The sequence below is a fragment of the Brevundimonas bacteroides DSM 4726 genome (genome assembly GCF_000701445.1).
In the GTDB taxonomy this organism is placed as follows: domain Bacteria; phylum Pseudomonadota; class Alphaproteobacteria; order Caulobacterales; family Caulobacteraceae; genus Brevundimonas; species Brevundimonas bacteroides.
Genome location: NZ_JNIX01000008.1, coordinates 183,514 through 202,379 on the forward strand (window position 1 = coordinate 183,514; position 18,866 = coordinate 202,379).

Annotated in this window: 20 protein-coding genes; 8 read left to right on the plus strand and 12 right to left on the minus strand. The window is 68.0% G+C overall.

The window, feature by feature from the left end; genetic code table 11:
- Window positions 1-27: 27 nt before the first annotated feature.
- From Q333_RS0105755 to Q333_RS0105770, 4 genes are read right to left on the minus strand one after another with little or no spacing between them, the layout of a single operon-like run.
- A complete protein-coding gene (locus Q333_RS0105755) occupies window positions 28-258 on the minus strand; it encodes a hypothetical protein (protein ID WP_029415792.1) in 231 nt (76 codons plus the stop codon).
- On the minus strand, window positions 255-1,427 hold the full coding sequence (locus Q333_RS0105760; protein WP_029415793.1) for a phage portal protein: 1,173 nt from the start codon (window positions 1,425-1,427) through the stop codon (window positions 255-257). Before Q333_RS0105760 ends, Q333_RS0105755 begins: the two co-directional genes overlap by 4 nt.
- Window positions 1,428-1,450: 23 nt before the next feature.
- Window positions 1,451-2,488, minus strand: a complete 1,038-nt coding sequence (locus tag Q333_RS0105765; protein WP_162175577.1) for an SGNH/GDSL hydrolase family protein — start codon at window positions 2,486-2,488, stop codon at window positions 1,451-1,453.
- Between the two features lie 14 nt (window positions 2,489-2,502).
- Window positions 2,503-2,775 carry a spike base protein, RCAP_Rcc01079 family gene (locus Q333_RS0105770; RefSeq protein ID WP_029415795.1) on the minus strand — a complete coding sequence of 91 codons (273 nt, stop codon included), beginning with the start codon at window positions 2,773-2,775 and terminating at the stop codon, window positions 2,503-2,505.
- A 99-nt stretch (window positions 2,776-2,874) separates the two neighbouring features.
- Between Q333_RS0105770 and Q333_RS0105775 the strand changes: the two genes are divergently transcribed.
- Window positions 2,875-3,252: a four helix bundle protein gene (locus Q333_RS0105775; protein ID WP_029415796.1), complete on the plus strand. Its 378-nt coding sequence runs from the start codon at window positions 2,875-2,877 to the stop codon at window positions 3,250-3,252.
- Window positions 3,253-3,290: 38 nt separating this feature from the next.
- Here Q333_RS0105775 and Q333_RS0105780 read toward each other — a convergent pair whose 3' ends face one another.
- From Q333_RS0105780 to Q333_RS0105810, 7 genes are all read right to left on the minus strand, one after another.
- Window positions 3,291-4,412, minus strand: a complete 1,122-nt coding sequence (locus Q333_RS0105780) for a DNA-packaging protein (RefSeq protein WP_035293844.1) — start codon at window positions 4,410-4,412, stop codon at window positions 3,291-3,293.
- A complete protein-coding gene (locus Q333_RS17905; RefSeq protein ID WP_029415798.1) occupies window positions 4,357-4,908 on the minus strand; it encodes a hypothetical protein in 552 nt (183 codons plus the stop codon). The genes Q333_RS0105780 and Q333_RS17905 overlap by 56 nt, the downstream gene beginning before the upstream one ends.
- A gap of 91 nt (window positions 4,909-4,999) precedes the next feature.
- On the minus strand, window positions 5,000-5,383 hold the full coding sequence (locus tag Q333_RS0105790) for a response regulator transcription factor (protein WP_029415799.1): 384 nt from the start codon (window positions 5,381-5,383) through the stop codon (window positions 5,000-5,002).
- Complete coding sequence (locus Q333_RS16900) at window positions 5,380-8,550, minus strand: PAS domain S-box protein (protein ID WP_051651150.1); 3,171 nt, start codon at window positions 8,548-8,550, stop codon at window positions 5,380-5,382. Before Q333_RS16900 ends, Q333_RS0105790 begins: the two co-directional genes overlap by 4 nt.
- Window positions 8,551-8,605: 55 nt before the next feature.
- Window positions 8,606-9,088 (minus strand): YcgN family cysteine cluster protein, encoded by a 483-nt coding sequence (locus Q333_RS0105800; RefSeq protein WP_029415801.1) that lies wholly within the window; start codon window positions 9,086-9,088, stop codon window positions 8,606-8,608.
- Entirely contained in the window at window positions 9,085-9,441 is a 357-nt protein-coding gene (locus Q333_RS0105805; protein ID WP_029415802.1) for a type II toxin-antitoxin system HicB family antitoxin, read from the minus strand. The genes Q333_RS0105800 and Q333_RS0105805 overlap by 4 nt, the downstream gene beginning before the upstream one ends.
- Entirely contained in the window at window positions 9,438-9,692 is a 255-nt protein-coding gene (locus Q333_RS0105810) for a type II toxin-antitoxin system HicA family toxin (protein ID WP_029415803.1), read from the minus strand. Before Q333_RS0105810 ends, Q333_RS0105805 begins: the two co-directional genes overlap by 4 nt.
- A gap of 99 nt (window positions 9,693-9,791) precedes the next feature.
- Here Q333_RS0105810 and Q333_RS0105815 point away from each other — a divergent pair, with 99 nt between their 5' ends.
- From Q333_RS0105815 to Q333_RS0105840, 7 genes are all read left to right on the plus strand, one after another.
- Window positions 9,792-11,657 (plus strand): ABC-F family ATP-binding cassette domain-containing protein, encoded by a 1,866-nt coding sequence (locus tag Q333_RS0105815; protein WP_029415804.1) that lies wholly within the window; start codon window positions 9,792-9,794, stop codon window positions 11,655-11,657.
- Window positions 11,658-11,714: 57 nt separating this feature from the next.
- Window positions 11,715-12,380 (plus strand): DUF4760 domain-containing protein, encoded by a 666-nt coding sequence (locus Q333_RS17295; protein ID WP_084175802.1) that lies wholly within the window; start codon window positions 11,715-11,717, stop codon window positions 12,378-12,380.
- Window positions 12,381-13,032: 652 nt separating this feature from the next.
- Window positions 13,033-14,067: an ABC transporter substrate-binding protein gene (locus tag Q333_RS0105820; protein ID WP_029415805.1), complete on the plus strand. Its 1,035-nt coding sequence runs from the start codon at window positions 13,033-13,035 to the stop codon at window positions 14,065-14,067.
- Window positions 14,060-14,812 (plus strand): ABC transporter ATP-binding protein, encoded by a 753-nt coding sequence (locus Q333_RS0105825; RefSeq protein ID WP_029415806.1) that lies wholly within the window; start codon window positions 14,060-14,062, stop codon window positions 14,810-14,812. The genes Q333_RS0105820 and Q333_RS0105825 overlap by 8 nt, the downstream gene beginning before the upstream one ends.
- Window positions 14,809-15,570, plus strand: a complete 762-nt coding sequence (locus Q333_RS0105830) for an ABC transporter permease (RefSeq protein WP_029415807.1) — start codon at window positions 14,809-14,811, stop codon at window positions 15,568-15,570. Before Q333_RS0105825 ends, Q333_RS0105830 begins: the two co-directional genes overlap by 4 nt.
- Window positions 15,571-15,680: 110 nt before the next feature.
- Window positions 15,681-16,589, plus strand: a complete 909-nt coding sequence (locus Q333_RS0105835; protein WP_157072381.1) for a hypothetical protein — start codon at window positions 15,681-15,683, stop codon at window positions 16,587-16,589.
- Window positions 16,586-17,698, plus strand: coding sequence for a DUF2336 domain-containing protein (locus Q333_RS0105840; protein ID WP_029415809.1), 1,113 nt, complete (start codon window positions 16,586-16,588; stop codon window positions 17,696-17,698). Before Q333_RS0105835 ends, Q333_RS0105840 begins: the two co-directional genes overlap by 4 nt.
- On the opposite strand, the gene Q333_RS0105845 is transcribed toward Q333_RS0105840, so the two are convergent.
- On the minus strand, window positions 17,695-18,864 hold the full coding sequence (locus tag Q333_RS0105845) for an aminotransferase class V-fold PLP-dependent enzyme (RefSeq protein WP_029415810.1): 1,170 nt from the start codon (window positions 18,862-18,864) through the stop codon (window positions 17,695-17,697). The genes Q333_RS0105840 and Q333_RS0105845 overlap by 4 nt on opposite strands.
- Window positions 18,865-18,866 lie beyond the last annotated feature (2 nt).

Sequence of the window (18,866 nt, forward strand, 5' to 3'; positions counted from 1 at the left end):
ACTTTGCTTCGCTTGTTGGGGAGGATGTCACGGCCGCTCCTCCAGCCGCGTCTCGATCCGCACCAGCGCCGCCCGTGTCGCCTCGCCCTGGGCCTCCAGTCGCGCCAGCCGTTCGGCCACCAGCCTCTGCTCCTCGACCCGCTGCTCCAGCGTCCCGATCCGAGCCGCCGCGCCTCCGGCCCACACCAGTCCAGCAATGGTCTGCACCGCCAGCGCCACGACCAGCGCGGTGGCTAACTTCTTCAGATCCTCGCTCATGCGCCCACGCCCGCCATGCGCCGACGCTCCTCGTCGGTCAGGAACGACGCCGCGTTCAGCCGCGCCCACAGCGCGTCCCGCTCCGGCTGCAGCGCCGGCACGGCGTCGAGATCGGGCGTGATCTCCAACCCCTGAAACCGCCCGCCCAGCCATCCGCTCAGCGCCCCCGCCGTCTTCCTCACCAGCGGCGCCACCGTCCCCCGCCAGAAGGCCGCATTGGCCTCGCGATAGTTGGCATAGGTCGCATCTCCGGGGATCCCCAGCAGTTGCGGCGGCACTCCGAACGCCAGGGCGATCTCCCGCGCCGCCGCGTGCTTGCCCGCGATGAAGTCCATGTCCGCCGGGCTCATCGACATGGCCTTCCAATCCAGCCCACCCTCAAGCACCAGCGGCCGGCCCGCGTTCGCTGCACCCGAATGCGCCTCCGTCAGCTCGGCCTTCAGCACCTCGAACTGCGCCTCGGTCAGCCGCTCCCCATCCCGGCTGTCGAACACCAGCGCCCCGCTCGGCCGCGCCGCATTGTCCAGCAGCGCCTTGTTCCAGGCCCCGGACGCATTGTGCACATCGATGGCGAAGGCCGCCGCCTCGATCGGCGAGAAGCCATAGTGGTCGTCCGTCGGATGCCACAGCTTCAGATGCATGACCGGCATCCAGCCATCCGCCGCTCGCCCGATCCGCGTGGACCGTCCGCCGACGGAATACTCATAGGCGTCCGGCCACCCCGCCTTCCCCGGCATCACGCTTACCCGGTCGGGCCGCAGGGTCCACAGCTCCTCGACCGCGCCTTCGCCGACCGCTTCCGCATAGGCGTTCCCCGCCGTCTGCAGCGCGCCATACAGCCCCTCCAACCACTCCGTACCGGACTGCTCGGGGTTGGGCTTCCTCAGCAGCCGCGCCGCCGGATGATCGTCATCCCGCGCCCCGTCGACGAACACCACCAGGGGCGTCGCCGCGCAGGCCTCCGCGATCATCCGCACGCAGCGATAGGCCACGGCGTTCTTGCCGAACCCCTCGCTCGCCAGACTGGCATAGTCCTTCGGCGTCCACCGCGGCCGCCCCGCCCCGGTCAGGGCGATCAGAGGCCCCGCACGGCTGTCCTTCACTTCCGGCGCGCTCGAATTGGTCACGCGTGGGCGTCCCCGCCCGAAGGGCCAGGTCATCGTCGCCATCTCGGCTCCTTCTCGTTTCGGGTTCAGGCGATCCGTCGACGGATCAGGGCTGCGATCTTGCCGTAGCCCTGGGTCGACGGATGCAGACTGTCGATCATGTCACCCGCCGCCGTCGCCTGCGCCAGGTTGCCTAGCGCCAGACCCAGATCCAGTGGCTGCACCAGACCGTTCAGCGTCGCGAGGTCGTTCAGATACTGGGCGAAGGCGGGCCGGTTCCCGTTGCCGGTATTGATAGGCACGCACAGCAGCACATCGGCCCCGACCGCCACGGCCCGTTCGATCACCGTCTGCACCGAGCCCTTCCAGGGTGTCTCCCCGGTCGGCACGCCCCAGTCGTTGATCCCGACGTTGTAGATCACCAGATCCGGTTCGAGCACATCCAGGGTGTCGGCCACCCCATAGGTCGCCAGCACGAAGTCCGCCGCCTTCCAGCCCGAGACCCCCGCGTTCATCACGCTGATACCCGTCCCGGCGTCGTAGCAGTCCAGCCCGACATGCCCGCTGGTGTTCAGCGCCACCAGCGACACCGCATGCGCCCCTCGCCCCAGCCCCGCCTGGGCGCAGGTCACCGTCCGCTTGCCGACCGCCGCGCCGAAGGCGCCCGTGACCACCACCGGCGTCCCCGCCCCGATCGTGACCCGCAAGGAGGTCGTTCCGTACAGAAACAGATCGACCGCCTCGAACGGCAGCTGCGGCGTGAACGTCATCGGGTTCGCCGTCAGGGTCAGGTTGCGATAGAAGCCACCGCCCAGGCCCTTGGTCGTGTCCGCCGCCCAGCCCGCGCCCCGGACCATGCGGCTGTCATAGGTCGCGCCCAACCCGGCATCGGAGAAAAGCCCCGTCTCCCGCGCGCCGCGCCAGCCCATCTGCTCGGCCAGCTGTCGACACCAGGACCCGCTCCGACCTGGCGATCCGTACCCGGCCGTGGTCGAGTCTCCCAGGCAGACGATCTTGGCGCGTCCCAGCCCACTCTGCGCGCGTCGCACCGCCGCGGACCACTTCGGTAGTCCGCGCGCGCTGAACCGCGCCGCACTGGCTCCCGCCGGCGCGACATCGGTCACACTCAGACCCGGCATCAGTCGAACAGCGCCACGATCGAGGTCGCTGTCGTCCCCGTCGCCAGCACCCGGCTGACCTGCACCGGCAGATAGCCGATCGGATGGGCGCTCAGCGTCACCGCCGCCCCGCCCCCGGCCGGCAGCACCCGGACATCGCCGGGCCCGCCGACATACAGGCTCTTGGCGACCGCGCTCAGATCAACCGTATCGCTGGGCGTCACCGCCTCGGCGCGCCGGGCCGGCGCCGACGCCGACGTGGCGTGGGCGGAATAGGAGTCGTTGGTGGGCATGATGTTCTCCTGCGTTCAATCAAAGGTCGTGTGCGCCGAGGGAGTAGGGAGTAGGGAGTAGGGAGTAGGGAACAGGGAGTGGACAGTGAGAGTTCGGGCATGGGTGAGAGCGTTCGGAGCTATCGCGATCTGGAAGTCTGGAAGCGCGCCATGGATCTCGCGGTCACGACCTACGAACTGACCCGGGAGTTTCCTCGCGAGGAGCAGTTTGGTCTGACCTCTCAGGCTCGACGGGCAGCGACCTCTATCGCGGCCAACATCGCCGAGGGTTATGGCCGAGCGACACGACCCGCGTACGTCAGCTTCCTCAGGATTGCCCAAGGCTCATTGAAGGAACTGGAGACCCATATTCTGATCGCCCAGCGTGTCGGCCATTGCACTTCGGCCTCAACGGATGCGCTGCTGTCCCGCACCGACGAACTGGGCCGCATGCTTCGCGACTTGATCGTAAGGCTGACCTCTCCAAAGCGGGCCTGACACACTCCCTACTCCCTACTCCCTACTCCCTACTCCCCTCACCCCACCCAAACCCTCGGCATCCCCCGCGCCTTCAGCACCAGCTCCGTCAGCGCCCAGACCAGGGCATCGGCCCGGTCCGGGCTGCGCCGCGTGTCCTCCGAGCCGAGCGCCATCAGCTCCTCGGCCAGCTCGGGAAACTCCCCGCAGTGGACCACCCGCCCCTGTTCATACAAGGCCGCCACCGGCTCGGCCCGAGCGCGCTTGCTGCGGCTGGCATGGACCAGCCGGATGGGCGCGGCGCACCCCGCCTGTTGCAGGACAGTCCGCACCATCTCGCCGCCCTGGTTGGCCTCCGCCACCACGGCGTGGGCGCCGAACTCCTCGGCCACCGCCGCGACCCGCCGCCCCCAACCCAGAGGCGTCAGCCCGCGCGCCGACCGATCCGCCAGCACAAAGCCGCGCCCCTCCAGCCGCCCGACGGCCACGATCCCGCAGGCGTCCCCGTGCGCGCTCGCCGGCGGATCGACCGCGACAACGACCCTGTCGAGCCGATGCGGCCGGTCTCCCCGCGCGCGGCTCAGGTCCTCGGCCCGAAACAGCGCGCCCTCGGTCTCGACCACCAGGCCGTCCAGTTCCTGCGCTTCCAGCCGTGTCCCGCCATAGATCCTGCGCACATGCGCCAGAAAACCCGGCGACAGGTTCGTAGCATTGTCCACTGTCCCGCCCCGCCGGATCTCCAGACCCGGCTCGGCCATCAGCCGCCTCAGCGCCGGTATCGGCCGTGGCGTCGTGGTCACCACCAGCTTCGGCGCCACGCCGAGCCTCAGCCCAAACCTCAGGTTCGACAGGACGCGATCCGGCTCCCGCCAGGCGCAGAACTCGTCCGCCCACGCCCCGTGAAACTGGGGTCCGCGCAGACTGTCCGCGTCCTCGGCCGAGAAGGCATAGGCCACGCTGCGGTTGTTCCACACCACCCGCTTGCGCCCGGCCTCCCAGCGCGGACGCTGATCCTCGGCGGCGATAGCTTTCAGGCCCGAGGGCCCCTCGACCATCACCTCGCGCACATCGTGCAGGGCGGGTCCGACCAATGCCAGTGTCAGGTTATCCTGACTCAGCGCCAGCCTATGCAGCCAGTGCGCCCCCGCGAACGTCTTGCCCGCGCCCCGCCCACCGAGCATCAGCCAGGTGTGCCAGTCCGTCTTCGGCGGTCTCTGGTGCGGTTCGAGGTAGGGGTTCTCCGCCAGCCATCGCAGCAGGGTCTCCGCCCCCGCTGTCGCCGTCAAATTCGCCACGCTCGATCTCGGCGGCAAACCGATCGTATCGCTCCATGACCCTGGCGCGCAGGGCTTCAAGAGCCGCGGGATCATCATCACGTCCGCCCATCTCGTCCTCGGATTGGTCGTCCTCCAGGTCCGGCCGCGACGGCTTGATCGCTTCGATGGCCACCACCGCGCGCGCCATGTTGGTGATGGCCCGCACATGGCGATCCAGCCCGGCGACGTCCTTTTCCGCCACCAGCGCCTTGCCAAGCTTTTCCTCGGCGATCTCGATCATCCGACGCTGGTGCATCTTGCGCTCTGTGGCCCAGTCGTCGGCGCCCGCCGCGACCGTTTCGGCCTTCACCTGATTTCCCGACATGCCCACATCATAGGGGATCGGCGCATGCGGGCGCATTCAGCGCGCCAGAAATCGTTCGCCCCCTGATTTCTCAGGCGAATTCGGGGCCTCGTTGGATGATTGAGAAAAACAGCGAACGTGTCGGGCGTCAGTGCATGGTCATCGGCACGGGCCCGGCCAGCGCCCACCGCGCCCGCTCGATCAGGTCCTTGGGCAGGAAGGGCTTGGCCACATAACCGATGCAGCCCAGTCCGACGGCCTTCCTGACGATGTCGCCCTCGGTATCGGCGCTGACCATCAGGACCGGTGGCCTGACCTTCAATCGCCCGATCGCTTCCAGCACCTCAAGACCGCTCAGGCGAGGCATGTGCACATCCAGCAGCACAAGGCCGAACCGCTGGCGGTTCATCAGATCCAGCGCCGCTTCTCCGTTCGAGACCGCAGACACCTGGAACCCGGCCTGACTGAGCGCGACGTCCATGAGGTCACGCGCAGCGTCATTGTCCTCGACCACCATCACGTGAGCGCTCATGCGGCCCGGTCCCCGGCATTTTCGTCCATCGTGCGCGACAGGGCCTGCGCCATCGTCGCGATCAGTTCGCCGACCTGGATCGGCTTGCCGACATGGGCGTCCATTCCCGCCGCGCAGCAGGCCTCGACCTGTTCCGGTTGGACGTTGGCCGTCAAGGCGATGACCGGCACCCGGCCGATAGACCCCGGCAAAGCCCGGATCGCCCGCGTCGCGTCCATGCCGTCCATCACCGGCATGTGCACATCCATCAGGATCAGGTCGTACGCGCCCTTGGCCGCCGCCTGCACCGCTTCAGCCCCGTTCTCGACGGTTTCCAGCTCGACATCCCAACCCGCCAGGATGATCCGGACCAGCTCGCGGTTCGCCGGCGCGTCGTCGGCCATCAGGACCTTCAGGCCGGTCGGCAGGTCGAACACGGCATCGGGCTCATCGGCATCGCCCGCCTCCGCGACCGGCAAAGGCACCTCGAACCAGAAGGTCGATCCCTCGCCCGGCCGGCTGGTCGCCCCGATCTCACCACCCATCATCTCGATCAGACGCCGGCTGATCGCCAGCCCCAGCCCGGTTCCGCCATAGACACGCGTGGTCGAGGCATCGGCCTGGGTGAACCGGTCGAACAGGGTCTCGATCTTCTCGGGCGCGACGCCGATGCCGCTATCGCTGACCGCGACCCTCAGCCGTCCTTCGCTCCAGCGCGTTTCCAGCCGGATTTCGCCCGAAACCGTGAATTTCACGGCGTTCGACAGGAAGTTCAGCAGAACCTGCCGGATCCGCCCCTCGTCGCCCATCAGGGCGATCGGCAGCGTCGTGTCCAGGTCCAGCGTCAGCGCCAAACGCTTGGCTGCGCATTGCCCCTCCACGATCGCCGCCGCGCTTCGCGCCGTCTCGGCCGGGTCGAACGGCTGCGGGTCCAGATCGAAGGCTTCCGCCTCCAGCTTGGAATAGTCCAGGATGTCGTTGATGACCCCCAGCAGGGCCTCGCTCGCCGTCGCGATACGGTCGGCATAGCGCCGCTCGGCCTCCGGCAGGGCCGGGCTGTCCTTCAGCAGGCCCGAGAAGCCGATCACGCTGGTCAGCGGCGTCCTCAGCTCGTGGGACATATTGGCCAGGAACTCGGTCTTGGCCTTGGACGCGTGCTCTGCCGCCTCCTTGGCGGCGATCAGTTCGTCTTCCAGCGCCTTGGTCTCGGTGATGTCGCGAACGACATCTTGGAACTCGACCGGCTGGCCGTGGTCGTCCCGGATCAGCCTGGGATGAGCCTCCAGCCATACGGTCCGGCCATCCCTGTGGATCGCGCGATAGGCCACCCGCGGCGATGGCGTGCCCTCCGGTGCCTTGGCATAGGCGGCGAAGGTCTCCAGCACCCGGGGATAGTCTTCCGGATGGATGAAGTCCGAGATCGGCCGACCGATCACCGCGTCCGCCTCATATCCCATGGCTGCCTGGACCGCCGGCGAGACATAGCGGAACACCCCGTCCAGGCCGAAGGTGGCGATGATGTCGGTGGAGTTGTCCGCCAGCAGGCGATAGCGGGCCTCGCTGGCGCGGATGATTTCCTCGGCGCGGACCTGTTCGGTCACGTCCTGGAACACGCCGTACAGGGCCGTAATCGCTCCCGTCTCGTCCCGCTCAGGGCGACACTGCGACGTCACGATCCGCTCCTCGCCGTCCTCCCGGATCAGTCGCAGCTGGAACCCCCCGCTCTCTCCGGTCTCGATCGCCCGCTGGCAGACCTCGGCGACCACCGGGCGGTCATCGGGGTGGTAACAGCCGACCGCGTCATCAAAGCTGGGATCAAAGGTCGCCCGGCTCTTGCCGTGGATCCGGTAGACCTCGTCGGACCAGGTCACGGCCCCGCTAGCGACGTCCAGCCGCCAACAGCCGACGCCCCCCAGTTCTTCGGCCATGCCCAGGGTCTCGACCAGCTCCAGCTGAACCCGTTCGGCGGCCTTGCGCGTCGTGATGTCGCGGACGTGGTCGTGGATTTCCAGAACCTTGCAGCCGGTCTCATCCCAAACCGCGCGGGGTGTCGCCTCCAGCCAGACCATCGTGCCATCGGCCCGGATCCCACGATACTCGTGGCGCGGCGGCGTCGCGCCCGGTCCGGCCTCGACATAGGCCTGGATCACGGCCTTCATCCCCGCCAGATCCTCGGCCGGAATGAAATCCTCGCATGTGCGCCCGACCATCTCGTCCGGCCGATACCCCAGGATCGTCTCGACGGCGGGCGACAGATACAGGAACGTCCCGTCGAGGGCGTATCGGGCGATGATGTCGGTCGCCGTATCGCTCATCTCACGGAACAGCGTCTCGCTGCGCTCCAATCTTTCCTGGGTTCTCACGATATCGGTGATGTCCTGGAACACGCCGAACAGGGCGATCGGCCGGCCGTGTTCGCCGATTTCAGTCCCGGCGCGGGTTATGACCCGTCGCTCCCCCCGGGTGGCGCTGACCAGCCGCAGTTCGAGGTCATAGCCCTCGCCCGTGGTGATGGCCCGTTCGACATGGGCCGCCAGGTTCTCCCGGTCCTCCGGATGGTAGTCCGACAGGACGTCAGCATAGCTGGGATCGAAGGTCTCCGGGTCGCGGCCGTGGATGCGATAGACCGCATCGGACCAGTCGACCTTGCGGGTCACCAGATCGAAACGCCAGCGGCCCAGGCCCGCCATCTCCTCGGCCAGGCCCAGCAGCGTCATTTGCTCGAATTGCTTCCGCTGGACCTGCACCTGATCGTAGAGGTCACCGGCCAGGCGCGCCAGATGACGCAGCATGGTCATCTGCGACGGGGTCGGCGGGTCGTGGAGCACGGTGTCCATGGCCGCGATGGCCCCGATCGGGCTGCCGGCGGCATCGCAGATCGTCGTGCCGACGAAGAATCGGATCCCGGGCTCCCCGGTCACCCAGGGATGCCGGCAGAACTCGGGATGTTCCAGCGCATCCGTCACCACCAGGGTCGCGTCCGGCCCCATGGCCGCAAGCCGGGCGCTGACGCTGACCTCGCGCGGCAACGCCTTCTGGCCCGTTCCGATTTCGGAGCGGAATACCGCCTGATCGTCCTCGAGTACCGACACCAGGCCGAACGGCAGGTCGAGCGCCGCACAGGCCAGCGCCGTCAGCCGGTCAAAGGACGTCGGAAGGATTTCCGGACCCGCGGGGACGCTGCTCATGAAACCTCCGGCCGAACGATGCTCCCAGCCTTGGCGGTAAGGTTCCAAGGTTTGGTTACCGGCGGCTCCCCACGCCCCGTTCCTCGACCCATTCCGACGCCTCGTAGTCCAGCGCATCCTCCGGATCGGCCAGGCCCTCTTCCGAAATCGTCTGCCCCCGGACCGAAACCCCCGCCCGGTGCACGCTCTCGGGGTCGCCCGACACCAGCGGATGCCACTCCGCCAGTCCGCGCCCCTCGTGGAGCCGCCGATAGGCGCAGGATTTCGGCATCCACTCCAGCGCCTCGATGTTCCACGGCGTCAGTTGGATGCAGTCCGGCACATGGACCTTCCGGTTGGCATAGTCCGAGCACCGGCAGGCGTCGCCGTCGAACAGCTTGCAGTGCACCTTGGTCGGAATGACCTCGCCGGTGTCCTCGTCCTCGAACCGGATCAGGCAGCACAGCCCGCACCCGTCGCACAGGCTCTCCCACTCCTCGCGGGTCATCTCCTCCAGACGCTTGGTCCGCCAGAAGGGTTGCGCCGAGACCTCGGTCAAACCGCCACGGCCTTGGCCATGTCGGCATCGGCGGCCTTGCGCAGCGCCTCTTCGGCCCAGGCGTTCAGGCTGCGGCCCGATAGTTCCGCCGCCTTGGCGACGCGGGCGTGAACCTCAGGATCCACCCGGAACATGACTTTCCCGGAATAGGGCTTGTCCGGCGATTTCCCGATCTTGGCGCAGGTGTCGATATAGTCGTCGACCGCCTCACGAAACGCCGCCTTCAGCTCCGCGACTGTGTCGGCATGGAAGCCCACGCCGTCACGAATCCCGGCGATCTTGCCGAAGAAGATCTCGTCGTCGGGATCGAAATCGACCGCCGCCGAATAGCCCCTGTACGTCATCATGCTCATGGTTCGACACCCAGTCTGATCAGAAAGCCCCTGGCCGCCCTGACCTGATAGCGTTTGGCCTCCTTGGCTGGATGAGGCCTATGAAAAAACTCGGCTTCCTCTCCCCGCGCGAACCGCACGCGCGACCCGGAACCTTCGATCACACGACAGCCCACGGCGACCAGCAGACTCTCGATCGCAGCCCATTCGATCGTCCCGGAAACCGGGTCGGTGAAAACCGCCTCCAGCGTCCGCTTCTGCTTGCTGTTCATGCAAGCGCGAACCTATGGGCGGACACGCTCCCTTGCAAGCATTTTTCGCTATCACACTCAGGTGGCCATCCGCGTCACGGTCGTCTATAGCCCCGCGCCATGGCCGCCCGCCCTCCTCTCGTCGCGCTCAAGGAAGTCCGTCTCCAGGACGGTCAGCGTCCCCTGTTCGAAGGCGTCGACCTGGCCATCGAACCGCGCACCCGCTCCTGCCTCGTCGGTCGCAATGGCGCGGGCAAGTCGACCCTGATGAAGCTGGTCATGGGCCTGATCGAGCCCGACAGCGGCGACCGGTCCGTCCAGGCCGGCACGCGCTTCGCCTATGTGCCGCAGGAGCCGCTGATCGTCGGCGAGACCCTGCTGGACTATGCCTCATCCGGCACGGCCGAGCCCTGGATGGCGGAGGCTTGGCTGACCACCTTCGGCATGGACCCGAACAAGTCCGCAAAGGGCCTGTCCGGCGGCGAAACCCGCCGCGCGGCGCTGGCCAAGGCCTTCGCCGAGGAGCCCGACCTGCTCCTGCTCGACGAGCCGACCAACCACATGGACATCCTGGCCATCGAGCTCCTCGAAAAGGAGATCATCGCCGCCAAGTGCGCCGCCCTGATCGTCAGCCACGACCGCGCCTTCCTGAACCGCGTCACCCAGTCCTGCCACTGGCTGGAACACCGCCGCGTCCGCACCCTGAACAAGGGCTTCGACGCCTTCGACGACTGGGCCGCCAAGGTCCAGGAAGAGGAGGCCGAATCCTTGCGCCGCCTCAACAAGCGCATCGAAGCCGAGACCTACACCTTCTACCGCTCCATCACCGCCCAGCGCACCCGCAACGAAGGCCGCGCCCGCGCTCTGGAGGCCATGCGTCAGGACCGGGCGCTCCGGGTCAAGGACATCCCCCGCGAGATCCACCTCGGCGTCGATTCCGGCGTCACCTCGGGCAAGCTGGTCGCGGACCTGAAGGGGGTCTCTAAACGCTTCGGCGACCGGACCGTCATCAAGCCCTTCACCACTCGCCTCATCCGGGGCGACCGCCTGGCGATCGTCGGTCCCAACGGCGCGGGCAAGACGACCCTGGTCAAGATCCTGCTGGGCGAGCTCGCCCCCGACGAGGGCACGGTCAAGCTCGGCGCCAATCTCGAGCCCGTCTATCTCGACCAGTCCCGCGAGGGGCTGAAGTCCGACATGACCCTGTGGGACGCCCTGACCCCCGGCGGCGGCGACAGCATCCTGGTGCGCGGCCACTCCAAGCACGTCGCCGCCTACGCCAAGGACTTCCTGTTCCAGGAGGGCCAGCTGCGCCAGCCGATCTCGACCCTGTCCGGCGGAGAGCGCAACCGCCTGCTGCTTGCCCGGGCGCTCGCCAAGCCCGCCAACATGCTGGTGCTGGACGAGCCCACCAACGACCTGGACATGGAGACCCTCGACAAGCTTGAGGAGCTCCTGGAGCAGTACGACGGCACCCTGATACTGGTCAGCCACGACCGCGACTTCGTCGACCGCCTCGCCACATCGACCATCGGCATGAACGGCCGGGGCGACATCGTCGAAACCCCCGGCGGCTGGACCGACTTCATCGGCCAGAACCCGGGTTTCCTGTCTCCTTCTCCCTCCCCTTCATGGGGAGGGACAGGCGGCGGAGCCGCCAGGATGGGGTCCGTCCGTTCGAGCCCCACCCCGGCCGCTGACGCGGCCACCCCTCCCCACAAGGGGGAGGGAGAGACGTCGCGCAAACCGGCCAAACTCTCCTTCAAGGACACCCACCGCCTCAAGGAACTGGACGCCCTGATCGCCGCCCTGCCCGCCGACATCGCCGCCCACGAGGCCCGCCTGGCGGACGTCAACTTCTACAGCCGCGACCCCTCCGGCTTCGACGCCACCATGAAGGCACTGGACGCCGCCCGGTCAAAGCTGGAGGCCGCCGAAGAGGAATGGCTGGAAATCGAGGCCCGGCGCGAGGCCTTGCAACCATGAGCGCTGCCATGGCCTAGCTAGCCGCTGATCTCCAACTTCAGATCATGAGGCGATTGGATGTCCGACCTAGCTTTGTGGGTACCGCCTAGTCCCGGCAACTGGGAGCCGTACCTAGAACCATTAGCAACGATCATTTCTGTAGCGATCGCTGCCCTCGGGCTATGGATTGCTGGCGCACAATCCCGGTCCGATGGGCATGAGCGCTGCGTCATGCGCACGCTAGAATATATACAACAAACAGAATATTCTGAGCAATACATGCACATGACACGAGTATTTTCGCGCTATCGTCGCCGAAATTCATTCACCGAACTCCACAATCCTCCAGAATATCTGCGTCCTGATAGGTTTGCAGTACTTGGATATCTAAATCACTATGAGACCATTGCTCTCTTTATTGAAAAAAAGGCTCTTGACGGCCCGACTTATCGCGACTGGATTGCTGGAGCAATCTTTCGAGATTGGAACGCTGCTGCGGACTTCATACAGCGCGAGCGCTGGAACTTCGATAACGAAAGTGGCCAATGGAGCTACGACCAACGCCGATACAGTTCTATGCAAAAGTTGGTTTGCAAATGGAGCCCGTCAGCCAAACCGTTAACCCAACACTCTGGAGGGCCGCCTGATGCTTCACAACGGAAAGAACCGCTGGAGGCCGCCACTGAGCCAAAGCCCGCTGCAGACAGTCAAACAGCCGAAACTGTGGAAAACCCAAATCACTGATCCGCAATCGCGAATCTGATCTGTCCACTGATCTTCACAGGGTTATGCACCGGGCCCCGGGCGATTTTGCACAGCGGTACGAGTTCGGGCGCTTGCCGTCTAACGGATTTGGCGCGAACGTCAACAGGCCGAGGGACACGGCGGCGCGGAAATCGGTGAGAGCCGGAAGTTCTAGCGGGTCGGTCCGGCTCTCTGACCAAGGGTTCCAAGCCACTTCGGTGGACGCGGAAATCCCGGGCAGGGCCCAGGCCCCAGACCTTTAGCGTTTCGGCGCGGGGTGGACGGGTATGGCGGAAATCGCATGCGATTTCCGGCATGGGCCGGGATCGATGAACGACGCCGGGGGCGAAAATCCTCTGCGCACCGACATCGGACAGGAGCCGCCAGGATACAGCCGACCGTCTTCGGGGTTCGCCTCGCGGGCGCCCAGGCCAGGGTCCTGAACCTCAAAGGCCAAGTCCCAACCCGGACTTGGCGAGGGGACGCGAGTACCGGTTCGACCGGGCTTTCGTCCCCTCGCTCAATTTTGGTTTGGGCTACCGCTCACGGCGCGGCCGTTCGCTGCTTGAGCCCCAATGGAGTGGGCTAACGCTCGCGTGCCTGCGGCGTCGCTCCGCTTCCCATCTTTTCCAGCACAGCCTAGGGTCCGGCCATGCCGCCGTCATCGACTCATGGGCTCGTCAGCCGCCGCCTGATCCTGGCGGGCGGGATCGCCGTGACCGCGGTGGGGAGCGCCGCCTGCTCGAACTCGGAGGCCCCCGTCGACGAACAGGGCCGCATCCGCATCCGCTTCGCCACCGACTGGCGCGCCCAGGCCGAGCACGGCGGCTTCTATCAGGCGCTGGCCTCCGGGGCCTATGAGCGGCGCGGCCTGAACGTCCAGATCATCCAGGGCGGTCCCGGCGTGAACGTGCCCCAGCTGCTGGCGTCCGGCGCCGTCGAGCTCGGCATGGGCTCCAACAGCTTCATCCCCTTGAATCTGGTGGCGGAAGGCGCTCCGGTGAAGGCCGTCGCCGCCTTCTTCCAGAAGGATCCCCAGGTCCTGATCGCCCACCCCGATCCGGCGCTGGAAACCATCGCCGATCTGGCCGGCCGGCCCTTCCTGCTGGCCGATGCCTCGATCACGGCCTTTTGGGTCTGGCTCAAGGCCAAATACGGTTTCACCGACGATCAGGTGCGGAAGTACAACTTCAACCCCGCCCCCTTCATCGCCGACGAGCGGGCGGTCCAGCAGGGCTATCTGACCTCCGAGCCCTACACGATCCAGAAGGAGGCGGGCTTTGAGCCCCGCGTCTTCCTCCTGGCCGATGAGGGCTACCCCTCCTACGCGACCATGGTCCTGTCGCCCGACGCCTTCGCGCGCGACAACGCAGACGCCCTGCGGTCCTTCATCGCCGCCTCGGTGGAGGGCTGGCGCGACTACATGCGCGGCGATCCGTCCGCCGCCAACGCCCTGATCCGGCAGGCCAATCCCGAGATGACCCAGGACGTGCTCGATCAGGCCCGGGCCAAGCTCAGCGAGTACGGCATCGTCGATTCCGGCGACGCGGCCCTCTATGGCCTGGGGGCCATGACCGAGGATCGCTGGCGCCAGTTCTTCGACGTCACCAGCCAGGCCGGCGTCTATTCGGCCGACCTCCGCTGGAGGAACGCCTTCACCGACGCCTTCCTGCCGGGCCGTGGCTGACACCCCTCTGGCGCGCCTGACCGGAGCCGTCGTCCGCTACCCCGGCCGCGCGGCTCTGGGCCCCATCGACCTGGCCGTCGCCACGTCCGAGATCGTCGCCCTGGTCGGGGCGTCGGGCGCGGGGAAGTCGACGGCGCTGCGTATGCTGGCGGGCCTCGAGACTCCGGCGCAGGGTTCGATCACCCGACCAGAGACCACCAACAGCACCGGCTTCGTGTTCCAGAGCGCGACCCTGATGCCCTGGGCCGACGCCCGGACCAACGTGGCCCTGCCGCTGGAACTGTCCGGCGTCCCGGCCGCCGAGGCTCGCCGCCGCGCCGACGAAGCCCTGACCGCCGTGGGTCTCGGAGACCGCACCACCGCCCGCCCGCGCCAGCTGTCCGGCGGCATGGCCATGCGCGTGTCGCTGGCCCGCGCCCTGTCGATCCAGCCCGACCTGCTGCTGCTGGACGAGCCCTTCGCGGCGCTGGATTCCATCACCCGGCGCGGCCTGATCGAGGACCTGCACCGCCTCTGGTCGGCCCGACCCTTCGCCGCCGTCTTCGTCACCCATGACGTCGAGGAGGCCGCCTATCTGGCCAGCCGCGTCGTCGTCCTGTCGGCCGCCGATGGCCGTGCCGTGGCCGACCTGCCCATGCCCGGTCCCCTGCCCCGCCCAGCCGACTGGCGGCGCGACCCCGCCTTCCGGGAAGCCGTCGAAGACGTCGCCCAGGCCCTCGCCGCCGCCATGCCGGAGGCCGCATGAACCGCGTCCTCTCCGCCCTGCCCGGCCTCATCCTGACCGCCCTGCTGCTGGCGATCTGGGAGGTCGCCTGCCGGGCGCTCGCCGTCCCCGTCTACTTCCTGCCGCCGCCCAGCGCGGTCGCCATCGCCCTGGTCGAGAACGGTCCTGTGCTGGCCGCCTCGGCGCTCCAGACTTTCTGGATGGCGTTCCAGGCCCTAATGGTCGCCACCGTCCTGGGCGGAGGCCTCGCCATCGCGGTCTCCCTCAGCCGCCCGGCCGAGCAGGCCGTGGCCCCGCTGGCCGTGGCGCTGCAGGTCACCCCGGTCGTGGCCATCGCGCCTCTGGTGCTGATCTGGGCGGGGCTGGACCACGCCGACCGGGCGGTTATCGCTCTGGCCGCCGCCGTCGCCTTCTTCCCCATCTTTTCGGGCGTGCTGACGGGCCTGAAATCCGCCGATCCGGACCTGGAACGCCTGTTCGACCTGCACGGCGCGACCCGGCTCCAGCGCCTGACGCGGCTTCGCCTCCCCTCCGCCCTGCCCTTCGCGCTGGAGGGCATCCGCGTCGCCGCGGGCCTGTCGGTGGTCGGCGCCGTAGTGGCCGAGTTCGTTTCCGGCTCGGGGGCCACACAAGGGCTCGCTTGGCGCCTGCTGGAGGCCGGCAATCGGCTGCGCACTGCAGAGCTTCTGGCGGCGCTCGTCTGCCTCTCCGTTCTCGGCCTGCTGCTGAACGCCGCCACCACGGCGATCCAGCGTCGGGTGATCGCATCCCGGGCCTGATCCGACAGCCGGCCCCCGTGCGCCGGGTTGAACGGTATCCCGCGTTAGTCCGGGGTTAAGCCGCGGATGGCTAGGCTTTGTCCCTGTCCGTCATGGACCGGAGCTCCGCCTTGGCCAAGTTGCCGATGACCTGCGCCCGCCCGACCGTCCAGATCGCAGGCCTTGGCCTCGCGACCGCCCTGGCCTGTCTCGCGCTGGGCGGCGTCGCCCAGGCCCAGACGCAGTCTCCACCCACTGGTTCGCGCTATCTGTCCTGGGCCAACCGCACGACCTCGACGACACCGCCGCGCATGGCCGTGGGCACCGCCCGCGCCGACATCCTGCCTCGCCGCGTTGCCCCGTCCCAGGGGCTCGCCCGGCCGCAGATGCAACCGTTCAACCCGCCGCTGCCCATCACCGATGGCGGCCTGACCCCCGCCAGCGCCTGGATCGGCCCGCGCGTCGCCCCTTCCTTCGCGCCCGGCAACCCGGATCCCCTCGCCTACGCCACGACCGAGCTGGCCGCCGCGCCACCGCTCCCGCCCGTCACGGCGGCCCCCGCCCGCGTCGCCCCGGTCCCCCCGGCCCAACCCCGCGTCGAAGCTCCGGTTTCGGCCCCGTCCGCCCCGGTCGCCCAGCCCGTCTACACCCAGCCAACGTACGCTCCTGCGGCCAGCCCAACGACCGCGAGCGCCGCCGACCCCATGGCCCCGCGACCGGACGCCCCGATCTTCCGTCTGCGCTCACAAGGCGCTGCACCGGCCCAAAGCCAGACCACCCAGCCTGAGACTGCGCCTGTTGAACAGGCCCCGCTCCAGCAGTCTCCGGTGCAGACCAGCGCCACGGGCCAGGCCCCGGCCCGGTATTACTCCGTCCACCGCGCGGCGGGCCGCCAGCCGGACCCGACGGTCATGCCCGACCCCGTCTTCTTCGACAGCGTCGCGCTGGATCTCGCCCAGCCGCCGGAGGTGGAGCCGATCCGCCGCGACGCCCAGGGCCGCCGCATCCCCGTCGCCAACGCCGATCCGAGCCTGCCATGAGCGACGTTGCCGAGATGGAACCCGTCGAGACCGGCTCGCGCCTGCCCGACCTGATCCTGCTGGCGCAGGAACAATCGTCGGAGAAGCGCCGGGCCCTGCTGCGTGAACTGACCGACCACTTCTTCGGCTCGGGCCAGCGCACGGCAGCCGAGGACGCCCTTTACGACTCGGTTCTCAGCGACCTGACGGCGGAGATGGAAACGGCCGTCCGGGCCGAACTGTCCGCGCGTTTCGCCCTGTCGCCCGACGCGCCGCGCGGTCTGATCCGCCGCCTGGCCAATGATGAAGCCGCCGTTGCCGCCGCGGTGCTGCGCGCCTCCACGGTGCTCACCGACGAAGACCTGCTGGGCGTCGTCCGCACCAAGGGCCAGGACCACCTGAAGGCCGTCTCGGAACGCCCGACCGTGTCCGAAGCCGTGTCAGACGTCATCGTCGAACGCGGCGACGACGACACCCTGGGCAGCCTGCTGCGGAACGACGGGGCCCGCCTGTCGCGCGCCGCCAGCGAGACGGCGGTGGAACGCGCCAAGGCCAATCCGGCGCTGCACGAAGCCACGGTCCAGCGTGCCTCCCTGCCGCCCGACCTGCTGAACGACATGTATTTCGTTGTCGAGGCCCGCCTGCGTCAGCGCATTCTTGAACAGAACGCCTCGATGGACCCAGCCCTGCTGGAAAGCGCGCTCGCGGCCGGTCGCGCCCGTGTCGCCACCGACGACGGGGCCCTGCCGCCCGACTACGCCGAGTGTCTGGCCTATGTCGAAGAGCTGAAGGCGGCCAACCAGCTGACGCCGACCATGCTGGCCCGCTTCCTGCGCTCGGGCAGCCGCACGTCGTTCCTCATTTCGCTGGCCCAGCTGGCCGACATCGACTTCCACACCGCCCAGTCGATCGTGGACAAGAAGGAGCTGGATGCGCTCTCCATCGTCTGCAAGGCGGCAGACCTGGATCGCGCCCTGTTCCTGACCTTCGCCGTGGTGATCCTCAACGCCGAGGAAAACGCCATGGGCAAGGCCCACAGCTACGCCAAGATGTATGCCGAGCTCCAGCGCGACGCGGCGCTGCGGACCCTGCGCTTCTGGCGTTTGCGCCGGGGCGCCGAGGCGGCCTAGCCGAACAGCCGGCGGCAGACGCCGATCAGTCGCTCGACGTCATCAGCGTCCTGATAGAGCCCGAACCCGAAGCGGATCACCTCGTCGCGCACATCGGTCACCACGTTCGCCGCGAGCAGATCGGCCCGCCAGCGCTGGGCGTCCTTGTGTTTCAAGGCGAGGAACCTGGCGCGGGGCTGGTTGTCGCCGGGCGGGGGATTGAGCACCTCGGCCTCGCCCAGCCGACCGCATTCTCCGGCCTTGAGCGCCTCGTAGAACCGTGACGACAGACGGTCGGCGTGGGCCGAGACATCCGCTGTGGTCAGGCCATTCTCGTCCAGCATCCGCCGCACGCCGTTGAAGCGATAGAGCGGGGTGGAATCGAACGTCGCGCCCCAGAAGCGGCCAGCGTCGGCGCGGTACTGAACCCCGTCCGGCGGCCCCATCAGATTGCCGAACTCGGCGAACCATCCCGTCACCACCGGCCGCTCGCAGAAACCGTCGGGCGCGTGCAGGAACCCCGCGCCCTCGCCGGTCATGGCGTACTTGTAGCCGCCCGAGACGTAGAAGATCCGGTCCGCCACGCCCGACAGGTCCGTCGGCGCGGCCATGAAGCCGTGATACCCGTCGACGATCACCCACGGCCCCTCGTGCTTCGCCAGCGCCGCCAGATCGTCGATGCAGCCGATCGCCTGGCCTGTCTTGAAGAAGACCTGGCTGACCACGATGGCGTCGAACGATCCCCCCTTGGCCGCCGCCACGAACCGCTCGTCGAACGTCTCAAACGGCTCCAGAGGCAGCCGCGTCACGACCGCCTCTCCGGCCTCCTCCCACCGCTCTGCCTGGCGGCGGAAGGCGTGGAACTCTCCGTCGGTGGTCAGGATGCGGATGGGCCGGGTCTCGATGCCCGAGAAGACCCGGATCAGGAAGTCGTGGGTGTTGGGCGCAAAGACCACAGTCTCCGGATCCGGCAGCCCCAGTTCCTTCGCGATATGCCGCTGCGCCTCCGGCACCACCTCGCCGAAGACCAGGTCCCACTTGCGATCGGCAAAATGATTGGCCTCGACCCAGGCCCGTACCTGCCCGTCGAAGGAGGCGTCCGGCCACAGGTGATGGCTGTGGGCCGCGAAATGCAGCCGGTCCGGATCAAGCGCCAGCGCGCGGGAAAAGAGGGGTTTGTGGCTCATGA